11 protein-coding genes are annotated in these 11,345 nt (G+C 70.8%); 5 read left to right on the top strand and 6 right to left on the bottom strand.

The window, feature by feature from the left end:
* A complete protein-coding gene (gene kdpA, locus ABCS02_RS12325) occupies positions 1 to 1,683 on the bottom strand; it encodes a potassium-transporting ATPase subunit KdpA (protein WP_345835932.1) in 1,683 nt (560 codons plus the stop codon).
* Positions 1,683 to 1,772: a K(+)-transporting ATPase subunit F gene (gene kdpF, locus ABCS02_RS12320; protein ID WP_345835931.1), complete on the bottom strand. Its 90-nt coding sequence runs from the start codon at positions 1,770 to 1,772 to the stop codon at positions 1,683 to 1,685. The genes kdpA and kdpF overlap by 1 nt, the downstream gene beginning before the upstream one ends.
* Positions 1,773 to 1,987: 215 nt before the next feature.
* Here kdpF and ABCS02_RS12315 point away from each other — a divergent pair, with 215 nt between their 5' ends.
* Entirely contained in the window at positions 1,988 to 2,350 is a 363-nt protein-coding gene (locus ABCS02_RS12315; RefSeq protein ID WP_345835930.1) for a helix-turn-helix domain-containing protein, read from the top strand.
* Between the two features lies 1 nt (position 2,351).
* Positions 2,352 to 3,344: an SRPBCC family protein gene (locus ABCS02_RS12310; protein WP_345835929.1), complete on the top strand. Its 993-nt coding sequence runs from the start codon at positions 2,352 to 2,354 to the stop codon at positions 3,342 to 3,344.
* Positions 3,345 to 3,622: 278 nt separating this feature from the next.
* Here ABCS02_RS12310 and sufU read toward each other — a convergent pair whose 3' ends face one another.
* From sufU to ABCS02_RS12290, 4 genes are read right to left on the bottom strand one after another with little or no spacing between them, the layout of a single operon-like run.
* Positions 3,623 to 4,060, bottom strand: a complete 438-nt coding sequence (sufU, locus tag ABCS02_RS12305) for a Fe-S cluster assembly sulfur transfer protein SufU (protein WP_345835928.1) — start codon at positions 4,058 to 4,060, stop codon at positions 3,623 to 3,625.
* The gene (locus ABCS02_RS12300) at positions 4,057 to 5,343 is read right to left on the bottom strand and encodes a SufS family cysteine desulfurase (protein WP_345835927.1); all 1,287 of its coding nucleotides are present in this window, start codon (positions 5,341 to 5,343) and stop codon (positions 4,057 to 4,059) included. Before ABCS02_RS12300 ends, sufU begins: the two co-directional genes overlap by 4 nt.
* A gap of 43 nt (positions 5,344 to 5,386) precedes the next feature.
* Positions 5,387 to 7,510, bottom strand: a complete 2,124-nt coding sequence (locus ABCS02_RS12295) for an APC family permease (RefSeq protein WP_345835926.1) — start codon at positions 7,508 to 7,510, stop codon at positions 5,387 to 5,389.
* Between the two features lie 44 nt (positions 7,511 to 7,554).
* Entirely contained in the window at positions 7,555 to 9,198 is a 1,644-nt protein-coding gene (locus ABCS02_RS12290; protein WP_345835925.1) for an alpha-amylase family glycosyl hydrolase, read from the bottom strand.
* Positions 9,199 to 9,241: 43 nt separating this feature from the next.
* Between ABCS02_RS12290 and ABCS02_RS12285 the strand changes: the two genes are divergently transcribed.
* From ABCS02_RS12285 to ABCS02_RS12275, 3 genes are read left to right on the top strand one after another with little or no spacing between them, the layout of a single operon-like run.
* Positions 9,242 to 9,772 carry an adenine phosphoribosyltransferase gene (locus tag ABCS02_RS12285; RefSeq protein ID WP_345835924.1) on the top strand — a complete coding sequence of 177 codons (531 nt, stop codon included), beginning with the start codon at positions 9,242 to 9,244 and terminating at the stop codon, positions 9,770 to 9,772.
* A gap of 16 nt (positions 9,773 to 9,788) precedes the next feature.
* Positions 9,789 to 10,874 carry an acetamidase/formamidase family protein gene (locus ABCS02_RS12280; protein WP_345835923.1) on the top strand — a complete coding sequence of 362 codons (1,086 nt, stop codon included), beginning with the start codon at positions 9,789 to 9,791 and terminating at the stop codon, positions 10,872 to 10,874.
* Positions 10,875 to 10,879: 5 nt separating this feature from the next.
* Positions 10,880 to 11,344 carry a phage tail protein gene (locus ABCS02_RS12275; protein ID WP_345835922.1) on the top strand — a complete coding sequence of 155 codons (465 nt, stop codon included), beginning with the start codon at positions 10,880 to 10,882 and terminating at the stop codon, positions 11,342 to 11,344.
* Position 11,345: the final 1 nt, after the last annotated feature.

The following is an 11,345-nucleotide window of genomic DNA, read 5'->3' as shown; positions in this document are numbered from 1 at the left end:
TCAGGAGAGTCCTTCCGCGAGAGGTCCGAGGGCGAGGACCGGGAAGTAGGTGAGGGCGGTCACGATCAGTGCCACACCCGCGAGCAGGCCCGCGAACTGCGGCCGGTGGGTCGGCAGCGTGCCGACCGTGGTGACGACCTTGTCCTGCTTCGCGAGCGAGCCGGCGAGGGCGAGGACGAGGACCATCGGGACGAAGCGTCCGAGCAGCATCACGACCGCGAGGGACGAATCGAGCCACGGGGTGTCGGCCGTGAGCCCTGCGAACGCCGAGCCGTTGTTGTTCGCCGCCGACGTGAACGCGTACAGCACTTCGCTGAGGCCGTGCGGACCGGGGTTCAGGATCGAGACGTTCTCGACGTTGTCCTTGACGCCGGGGATCGCGAAGCTCAGCGCGGTTCCGAGCAGCGCGAGCGTCGGGGTGACGAGGATGTAGAGGCTGGCGAGCTTGATCTCGCGCGGCCCGATCCGCTTACCCAGGTACTCGGGCGTCCGGCCGATCAGGAGGCCGCCGACGAACACCGCGATCACTGCGAGGATCAGCATCCCGTACAGCCCCGAGCCCGTGCCGCCCGGGGCGATCTCGCCGAGCATCATGTCGATCATCGGCACCATGCCGCCCAGCGCCGTGTACGAATCGTGCATGGAGTTGACGGCACCGGTGGAGGTGAGCGTCGTCGCGCTCGCGAACAGCGTCGAGCCGAGGATGCCGAAGCGCTGCTCCTTCCCCTCCATCGCGGCGCCGGCGAGCTGCGGGGCCGCCCCCATGCCGGCGGCCTCCAGCCAGCTGACCGCGACGACCGAGGCGACGAAGATGCCGCCCATGACGCTGACGATCGCGTAACCCTGGCGGTCGTCGCCGACCATTCGGCCGAACGCGCGGGGGAGGGCGAACGGGATCGCGAGAAGCATGACGATCTGGAGGACGTTCGTGAACGGGGTCGGGTTCTCGAACGGGTGCGCGGAGTTGGCGTTGAAGAACCCGCCGCCGTTCGTGCCGAGCTCCTTGATGGCTTCCTGGCTGGCGACGGGCCCGCCGGGCAGGCTCTGCGTCGCGCCGGTGAGGGTCGTGACGTCGGTGAAGCCGTTGAAGTTCTGGATCACGCCGGTGCCGATCAGCACCACGGCCAGGATGATCGATGCCGGCAGCAGGACGCGCCAGAGAGACCGGGTGAGGTCGACCCAGAAGTTGCCGATCGTGCCGGATCGGCGGGCGGCGAAGCCGCGGACGAGGGCGATCGCGACGGCCATGCCCACCGCGGCGGACACGAAGTTCTGCACGGCGAAGCCGGCAAGCTGCACCGTGTACCCCATCGTGACCTCGGGCGAGTACGACTGCCAGTTCGTGTTCGTCACGAACGAGATCGCGGTGTTGAAGGAGAGCGGCTCGGACACCGCGGGGAGGCCGAGCGAGTACGGCAGGAACTCCTGCAGGCGCTGCAGGCCGTAGACGATCAGCACGCCCACGACGGAGAAGAGCAGGACACCGCGGAGGTAGGCCTGCCAGGTCTGCTCCGAGCGGGGGTCGACTCCGAGGAGCCGGTACGCTCCGCGCTCGACGGCCATGTCGCGCGGGGACGTGTACACCCGCGCGAGGTAGTTGCCGAGCGGGACGTAAAGGATCGCAAGGATCGCGATGAGTGTCAGCGCCTGGAGGACGCCCATCCAGATGGTGCCCGCATCCATCAGAACTTCTCCGGGCGCACGAGCGCGACCACGAGATAGACGAGGGATGCTGCGGCGAGGATGCCCGCAACGATCGAGAAGACGATCACAGCTTCTCGACCCCCTTGGCGATGAGGGCGACGAGGCCGAAGAGCGCGAGGGTCGCGACGATGAAGACGATGTCCAGCACGGCATCCGATGCAACACCTGTGCGGCGGCTGCGAACGGCGTCCTCACGGAATCCATGCGCCCGCCCGCCGGCCCCTCACGGATCGCTCACGGGGGGCCTTGTGCAGGGGCGCGGACCGCGCTAATTTGCAACCAAATGGTTGTAGAAATGGAACTCAGCGAGACGGAGATCGACCGTGTCTTCCATGCGCTCGCCGCGGCGACGCGCCGCGACATCCTTCGTCGCACGATCGAACGCGAGCAGTCGGTGTCGGCGCTCGCGGCCGACTACGACATGTCGTTCGCGGCGGTCCAGAAGCATGTCGCCGTGCTCGAGGAGGCGCACCTCATCGTCAAGCGCGCGGAGGGCCGCGAGCGGCTCGTCCGGGCGGATCCGGCGATGATCGCCCGCGCCCGGGCGCTGCTGGCCCGCTACGAAGATCTCTGGCGCGCGCGGATCGACCGCCTCGACGCCATCCTCGCCGAAACGCAGAAGAACCCCCCCAACGAAGGAGACTGACATGCCTGTCACCGACGTCACCACCGACGCCGAGGCCCTCACGATGACCCTCGTCGCCGAGTTCGCGGCGCCCGTCGAGCGCGTGTTCGCGGCGTTCACGGATCCGCGCCAGCTCGAGCGCTTCTGGGGTCCCCCTGGATACCCCGCGACGTTCGCGGAGTTCGATTTCGCCGTCGGGGGTCACGCGAATTACTACATGACGAGCCCGAAGGGGGAGCGCTTCGGCGGAGCCTGGCAGTTCCTCGCGATCGACGCGCCGAACGGCTTCGAGGTGCTCGACGAGTTCGCCGACGACGACGGGCAGCCGATCGAGGGCATGCCTGCTTCGCGCATGGTGTTCCATTTCGAGCCGACCGAGTCCGGCACCCGGCTCACGAACACGTCGCATCTGAACTCGGCCACGGCTCTAGAGCAGATCCTCGCGATGGGGGCGGCCGAGGGCTCGAGGATGGCGATGGATCAGCTCGACCGTGTGCTGCAGGGCCTTCGCGAGTACGCGCAGGGCAAGGGCACGCGCACCGAGATCCTCGACGACCAGCACGTGCGCATCACCCGGCTCGTGGAGGGCCCGATCGACCTCGTCTGGCGCGCCTACCACGAGCCGGAGCTCCTGAAGCGGTGGCTCCTCGGCCCGGACGGCTGGGAGATGACGGTCTGCGAGGTCGAGCCGTGGGTCGGCGGCCGCTACCGCTACGCGTGGGCCCCGGTCGGCGACACGGAAGGGCAGCCGTTCGGGTTCGACGGCGAGACCCTGGTTCTGGAGGCACCTCGTCGCGCGGCCACGACCGAGCACATGACTGGGACGGACTACCCGACGACGCTCAACGACCTCAACCTCTACGAGGAGGACGGCGCCACACTCGTCACGACCCTCGTCGAGTACCCCGACCGCGCGACGCGCGACATGGTCCTCGCGACCGGCATGACGGACGGCATGGAGGCCAGCTACGCCCGCCTCGAGGGCCTCATCGCCGACCAGCGCCTGACCGCCTGACCCCCCCCGCCTGCCCCCGCCCCATCCACTCCACCGCCCCCGCCCCATCCACTCCACCCGGGCCGATGCGCGGGTCCGCTCCCGGCTCCCTCGCTCCCCCCCAGCCCACCCCTTGCTCGCGAGGCCACCTGTTCCCAGCGCAGTGAGAGGGGGGTCTCGCGAGGAGGAGGTGGGCTCGGGGAAGGGAGGGAGGGTGCCCGCGGGAGCGTGCCCGGCGGCAACCGGGAAGTGCTGGGCCGGGGGTGCCCGGGGGTGCCGGGCCGGGGGTGCCCTGGGGGTCAGGCGCGGGTCAGGGCGTCCTCCAGGGCGACCCAGGCGAGCATCGCGCACTTGACGCGCGCGGTGTAGCGGGAGACGCCGGACAGGGCGGCGGCGTCGCCGAACTCCTCCTCGTCGAGGGGGATGGCGCCGCGGGAGCGCAGCGCCTCGCGGAAGCGGTCGATCATCGCGGATGCCTCATCCCGAGGCATCCCCTCGGCCAGCTCCGCGAGCATGGAGGCGGATGCCTGCGAGATCGAGCAGCCCGCGCCCTCCCAGGTCACGTCGCGGATGACGTCGCCCTCGACGCGGACCCGCAGGGTGACGTCGTCGCCGCAGATCGGGTTGCGCTGGTGGGAGCTCGCGGCGCCCTCGCCGTCCGGCGCGAGACCCAGGCCGCGCGGGTGCTTCGCGTGGTCGAGGATGAGCTCCTGGTAGAGCGACTCCAACCCGTTCATGCGTCCGCCCCGAAGAAGGCGCGCACGCCGGAGACCGCGTCGAGGAAGACGTCGACATCGTCCTCGGTCGTGTAGAGCGCGGCCGAGGCGCGGACGGATGCCGTCAGACCGAACCGGCGGTGGAGCGGCTGGGCGCAGTGGTGGCCCACGCGCACCGCGACGCCGCGCGCATCGAGGAACTGCCCCACGTCGTGCGCGTGCACGCCGGCGACGTCGAAGGCGACGAGCGCGACGCGGTCGGCGGCATCCGTGTCGCCGAGCATCCGCACGCCGGGGAGGTCGCGGAGGCCGTCGCGGAGCCGGCGCTCCAGGGCCCGCTCGTGCGCGTGCACGGCGTCGCGGCCGACCGCGTCGAGGTAGCGAGCCGCCGTCGCGAGTGCGACCGCCTGCGACACCGGCTGCGTGCCCGCCTCGAACCGCTGCGGCGGCGGGAGGTACTCCGCCGCGTCGAGCGTGACGGTGGTGATCATGGAGCCGCCGGTGAGGAACGGCGGCAGGGCCTCGAGCACCTCGGCGCGGCCGTAGAGGCCCCCGATCCCGTAGGGTCCGAGCATCTTGTGACCGGAGAACACCGCGAGGTCGACGCCGAGCGCGGGCAGGTCGAGCGGAAGGTGCGGGGCCGACTGGCATGCATCGAGCACGGTGAGCGCGCCGACGGCGCGGGCCAGCGCGACGAGCTCCGCGACCGGGTTCACGATCCCCAGCACGTTCGACACGTGCGCGAACGCGAGGATGCGCGTGCGCTCACCGATCAGGTCCGCCGCGGCGGCGAGGTCGAGCCGGCCGTCGTCGAGGACGGGGATGTGGCGCAGGATGGCGCCGGTGCGGGCCGCGAGCTCCTGCCACGGGATGAGGTTGGCGTGGTGCTCCGCCTCGGTCGTGACGATCTCGTCCCCCGGCCGCAGCGCGAGCCGGGCGGCCGCGGCGCCGCCGCGCCCGAGCGAGGCGTTGCCGAGCCCGTACGCGATGAGGTTGAGGCCCTCGGTGGCACCGTGCGTCCAGACGAGGTCGTCGGGACCGGTGCCGACGAAGGCCGCGACCGTCGCGCGGGCGTCCTCGAACAGCTCGGTCGCCTCCGCGGCGAGGGTGTGCGCGCCGCGGTGCACGGCCGAGTTCGTCCGGGTCAGGAAGTCGAGTTCCGCGTCGAGCACGACCTGCGGCCGCTGGCTCGTCGCCCCGGAGTCGAGGTAGACGAGCGGATGCCCGTTGACCTGGGTGCCGAGGATCGGGAAGTCCGACCGCAGGGCAGCGGCATCCAGCGTGCGCGGAACGGCAGTGCTCATGCCTTCCAGGCTACGCGTCGCCGCCTGCCCCGGGGTCGGAGCGTCAGCTGTCGAAGCGGACCGGCGGCGGGGGCGGGGGCGCGGCGCGCGGGTGATCGGGGAGGCGCGCGACACCGGCGCGATCCTGTCCGAGCAGCGGCCGCGAGCGGCGTCCGTAGATGAGCTCGGAGGAGTCGAGCAGCCAGGGCACGAGCGTGATGGAGACGCCGTGGATCAGCATGAGCTGCTGCGCGATCCGGCGCGCTCGCTGGTTATGGAGGAAGCTCTCCCACCAGTGGCCCACGATGTACTGCGGCAGGTAGACGGTCACGACCGACGAGCCGTGCGTCTCGCGGTAGTGCCGGATGAACTCGGCGAGAGGCCCGACATAGCTGCGGTACGGCGAGTCGACGATCACGAGGGGGATGGGGATCTCGTGTGTACGCCACTCGTTCTCGAGGGCCTTCACGTCCTCCTTCGTCACCGCGATGTGCACCGCGAGAGTCTTCTCATGGCGCGCCGCCAGCGCGTAGTCCAGGGCCTTCATGACGGGCTTCTGCAGCCGATTGACGAGGACGATCGCGAGGTCGCCGGCCGAGCCGAAGTGCACCGTGTCGTCCACGGTGATCTCATGCTCGACGTCGCGGTAGTACCGCTTCACGCCGATCATCAGCATCGACAGGATCGGGATCGCGAGGAACACGATCCACGCGCCGTGCGTGAACTTGGTGATCGTCACGACGACGAGGACCACGATCGTCATGGCGGCGCCGGCGGCGTTGATGATCATGCCGGAGGTGATCGAGCGCCGCATGAAGCGTCCGCTCTGCTGACTGCGGGCGTTCGGCGGCAGGCTCCGGAACTTGTTGAGCTCCCGTTTCCAGTGCCGGACCATTCCGATCTGTCCGAGCGAGAACGAGACGAACACGCCGATGATGTACAGCTGGATCAGGTTCGTCAGGTTCGCCTGGTAGATCAGCAGGATGACGATCGCGCCGATCCCCAGCAGCACCATGCCGTTCGAGTAGACGAGACGGTCGCCGCGGGTGTTGAGCGCCTTCGGCGCGTAGCCGTCGCGTGCGAGCACCGCACCCAGCAGGGGAAAGCCGTTGAACGCGGTGTTGGCCGCGAGCAGAAGGACCGTGGCCGTTGCGGCCTGGATGATGAAGAACGGGATCGAGTTCGCCCCGAACACCGCCGACGCCACCTGCGCCATGAGGCTCGGCTGCGGGTTGTTGACGCAATCGAACCCGATCAGCGCGCACGGGTCCTCCGCGTAGTGCACACCGCTGACCAGCGCGATCACGGTCAGGCCGGAGAACAGCAGGATGGCGACCGACCCCATCGCCACGAGAGTCTTCTGCGCGTTGCGGATCTTCGGCCGGCGGAACGCCTGCACCCCGTTCGACACCGCCTCGACGCCCGTGAGTGCGGAGCATCCGCTCGCGAACGCGCGGAGGACGAGAAGGATGACAGCCGCTTGCGCGAGGCTCTCGCCCTGCACCTGATACTGCGCGCTCGAGGCCACCGGCGCGTTGCCGAGCAGCATCTCGATGAACCCGACCACGATCATGACGGCGACCGAGCCGATGAAGACGTACGTCGGGATCGCGAAGGCGCGGGACGCCTCGCGGACGCCGCGCAGGTTGACGAGCACGATGAGGACCACGAAGCCGATCGCGAGCCAGACGCGCCACGGGTTCAGGAACGGCAGCGCGGAGATGATGTTGTCGACGCCGGATGCGATCGACACGGCGACCGTCAGCACGTAGTCCACGAGGAGCGCCGCAGCCACCACGACACCGGACACCTCGCCAAGGTTGGCGCGGGCGACCTCGTAGTCCCCGCCACCGGAGGGGTAGGCGCGGATCAGCTGTCGGTACGACAGCACCACGACCACGAGCAGGAGGACGACCGCCGCGGCGACCCAGGGGCTGAACGCGAGGAACGCGAGGCCCCCGGCCAGCAGGATCATCAGCATCTCCTGCGGTGCGTACGCGACCGACGACAGCGCGTCGGAGGCGAAGATGGGCAGCGCGAGGCGCTTGCGGAGGAGGTGCTCGTCGGCGTTGGTGGAGGCGAGCGGATCCCCGATCAGGATGCGTTTCGCGATCGGCGTCTGCTCGATCTCGGACTCGCGACTGTCACTGGTCACGGCGGGCGACACTACGCCTTTCTCTTCGGCCATCGCAACATACGACGGGTGGACGGTGGGTATCGGATTCCGGCAGGTCAGGTGGGGAGCAGCCAGACGGTGGTGTCGGGCGCGAGCACGCCCACGACCCCGGGCTCGCTCGCGACGAGGATCTCGCCCGCCGGAAGCGGCACCGGCGTCGTCCCGGTATTGGCCACGACCGTGACATTCCCGTTGCGGAATGCCACGACGTCCTCGCCGAGACCGTCGATCCATTCCAGCTCGCCGATGCCGAGCTCGTGGCGGTGGCGTTCGGCGAGGAGGCGGGTGTAGAGGGAGAGCGTGGATGCCGGATCCTCGCGCTGCGTCGCGCGCGCGAGGTCGGCCCACTCCGGCGGCTGCGGGAGCCAGGAGGCGCCGGTCTCGCTGAACCCGTACGCGGGGGCGTCGGCGGTCCAGGGGAGGGGCACCCGGCATCCGTCCCGGCCGTAGCGCTCGTGCGCCGTGCGGAACCATGTCGGGTCCTGGCGGTCGGCGTCCGGGATGTCGATGACCTCGGTGAGCCCGAGCTCCTCGCCCTGGTAGAGGTACGCGCCGCCGGGAAGAGCGAGCATGAGCGCGGTCGCCGCGCGGCCGCGCCGCAGGCCGAGCGTCGGGTTCGGCCGCTCGAGCGTGTTCGGGCCGATGCCCCACCCCTGCGGGATCGGCTCGGTCAGCGCGAGGCGCGTCGCGTGGCGGATGACGTCGTGGTTGGACAGCACCCACGTGCTGGGGGCGCCGACGGCGGCATACGCGCGGAGCGACTCGGCAATGACGGCGCGGAGCTCGGCGGCATCCCAGTCCGTCTGCAGGTAGTGGAAGTTGAACGCCTGCTGCATCTCGCCGGGGCGGACCCAGAGCGCGGTCGCCTCGATCGTCGGGAGCCACGCCTCAGCGCACAGGGCGCGGTCGCCCGGGTAGGACGAGACGAGCTCGTGCCAGTCGCGATAGATCTCGTGCACCTCGGGCTGTCCCCAGTACGGCACGTCGTCGAGCCCGCCGCCCATCGAGTCGGCGTCGCGCGGCGGGGTGTAGTCGGGGAGGCCCGCCTTCTTCACGAGCCCGTGGGCGACGTCGACGCGGAACCCGTCGACCCCTCGATCGAGCCAGAAGCGCAGGATGCGGCGGAACTCCTCGCGGACCTCGGGGTTCGTCCAGTCGAAGTCGGGCTGCGTGGCGTCGAAGAGGTGCAGGTACCACTGGCCGGGCGTCCCGTCGGGCTCCGTCACCCGGGTCCAGGCGGGGCCGCCGAACACTGACTCCCAGTTGTTCGGGGCGAGCGATCCGTCCGCCCCGCGGCCGTCGCGGAAGAGGTAGCGGGCGCGCTCGCTGCTGCCCGGCCCCGCGGCCAGGGCCGCCTGGAACCACGCGTGCTGGTCCGACGAGTGGTTCGGGACGAGGTCGACCACGACCCGGATGCCGCGCGCTTGCGCGGCGGCCAGCAGGTCGTCGGCATCGGCGAGGGTGCCGAAGACCGGGTCGACGTCGCAGTAGTCGGCCACGTCGTATCCCGCGTCGTTCTGCGGGGAGCGGTAGAAGGGGCTCAGCCAGATCGCGTCGACGCCGAGCTCTGCCAGGGCGTCGAGCCGGCTCGTGATGCCGGGGAGGTCGCCGACCCCGTTGCCCGTCGCGTCCGCGAACGATCGCGGATAGATCTGGTAGATCACGGCACTGCGCCACCACGGCGAAGTCGGGACGGTCACCCACCCACCCTACGGGCAGGCGGCCGGCCGATAAGGTCGTCTCGTGCCGACCCCCGACGCCGCCGCGCTCGCGCGCGCCGAGTCACTCATCGCGGTCACGCCCGACTATCCGCAGCCCGGCGTCCTGTTCCGCGACATCGCGCCGCTCCTCGCCGACGCGGCGGCCCTCCGCACGGTCGTGGATGCTCTGACCGCGCCGTTCGCGGGCCGGTTCGACGTCGTCGCCGGGGTCGAGGCGCGCGGCTTCCTCCTCGCCGGCGCCGCGGCGATCGCGACCGGCGCGGGCCTGGTTCCGATCCGCAAGGCCGGCAAGCTGCCCCGGCCCGCGGCATCCGTCGCCTACGCGCTCGAGTACGGCGAGGCCGTGCTCGAGATGCACGACGACATCGCCCCCGGCACGCGCGTGCTGCTCGTCGACGACGTGCTCGCGACCGGCGGCACGCTCGGCGCGGCGCGTGAACTCCTCGCCCGGGTGCAGGGCGACGTGGTGGGGACGGCCGTGCTGCTGGAGCTCGACCTCGGCGGCCGCGGCATCCTGGGCGACGAGGCCCTCCACGCGGTCTTCCGCCTCTGACCTACCGGGGAGAACGATGGCGTTCGAGATCCTGCAGCCGGGCACCGGCGAGATCCCCGGCGACCACTACCTGCGGTCGACACCCGCCACCGTCCGCTGGGGGCGGCTCCCCTGCGGGACCGATGCCGCGGTGCTGTCGATCGCCGCGGGCGACACCGTCACGATCGACACCGTGAGCCACGAGGGGCTGCTCGAGGACCAGGGCGGAGACCCGATCGCCTACTTCGCGGGTCACGGGGTCGCGGCATCTGCGGTGCTGTCGGACGCCGTGGAGATCGCGACTGGGGTGACGCGCAATCCGTCCGCCGACGGGCCGCACGTCGTGACGGGCCCGATCCGGGTCGCGGGCGCCGAGCCGGGCGACCTGCTGAAGATCACGGTCGAGCGGCTGGTGCCGCGGGTGCCGTACGGCGTGATCTCCAGCCGGCACGGGAAGGGAGCGCTCGCGGGCGAGCTGCCCCGCGGCGAGCACGATGTGAGCGTCTTCGCGCCGGTCGAGGACCGCGACGGACGCCTCGTCGGGCTGTTGCCGCTGGTCGAGGGCGGCCCGCGGGTCGTGGAGATCCCGCTCGCGCCGTTCCTCGGGATGATGGGCGTCGCGGTCGCCGGCTCGGAGCATCCGCACTCCGTGCCGCCCGGGCCGCACGGCGGCAACCTCGACATCAACCTCCTCACCGAGGGTGCGGTCCTCTACCTGCCGGTGCAGGTCCCCGGCGCGCTCGCCTACGTCGGCGATCCGCATTTCGCCCAGGGCGACGGGGAGGTCGCGCTCACCGCGTTCGAGGCGCCGCTGCGGGCGACGCTGCGCTTCGACGTGGTGCCGCGCGCCGAGGCGCGGGCGGCCTTCGGGGAGGTGACCGGCCCGCTCGTGGCCACCGGCGAGTACCTCGTGCCGACCGGGATGGATCCCGACCTCGACGAGGCCGTGCGTGCCTGCGTGCGCGCGGCGCTGTCCCTGCTGCGCGCGCGGTGGGGGATGGACGAGCACCTCGCGTACGCGTACCTCTCGGCCGCGGTCGACATCGACATCTCGCAGGTGGTCGACATCGTGTGCGGCGTGCACGCTCGCATCCGCGTCGCCGATTTCCCGCCGCTATTCTGACGAGCATGTCGTACACCGTGGATTTCGTGAACGTCTCGACCCAGGGTCTCGAGTCGTCGCCGGTCGCCGATGCGCTCGCGGGGCTGCGAGCCAACGAGGCGCGCTACTTCAAGAACAAGTACGACCACGAGTTCGTGGTCGAGGACGCGGCTGACGCGCAGGACACGATCGACTGGGTGCACCGCATCCTGAAGGAGGAGCGCGACCTCGTCATCGCCGCGCCGCCGCTGGAGGCCGCCCGGTTCGAGGCGGGCGGCATCCGTTTCGCGTACGTGTTCTACGCCGACGGCCTGTCGATCAACGTCATGTACACGATCGAGGATGCCGGGAAGCGCGCGGTCGGCTTCAAGCTCTCCGACGGCATGGAGGTCCCGGCCGAGCTCGCCGAGCGCTTCAAGTTCGCGCGCCAGCGCTCGAAGCTCGCCGGCACCATCCGCGGCTCCTACTTCACGATCAAGCAGGAGTGGTAGC

This window comes from Microbacterium sp. X-17, from assembly GCF_039615055.1.
The sequence above is the reverse complement of the archived record's forward strand: the minus strand, read 5'-3'. Positions and strand labels throughout refer to the sequence as shown.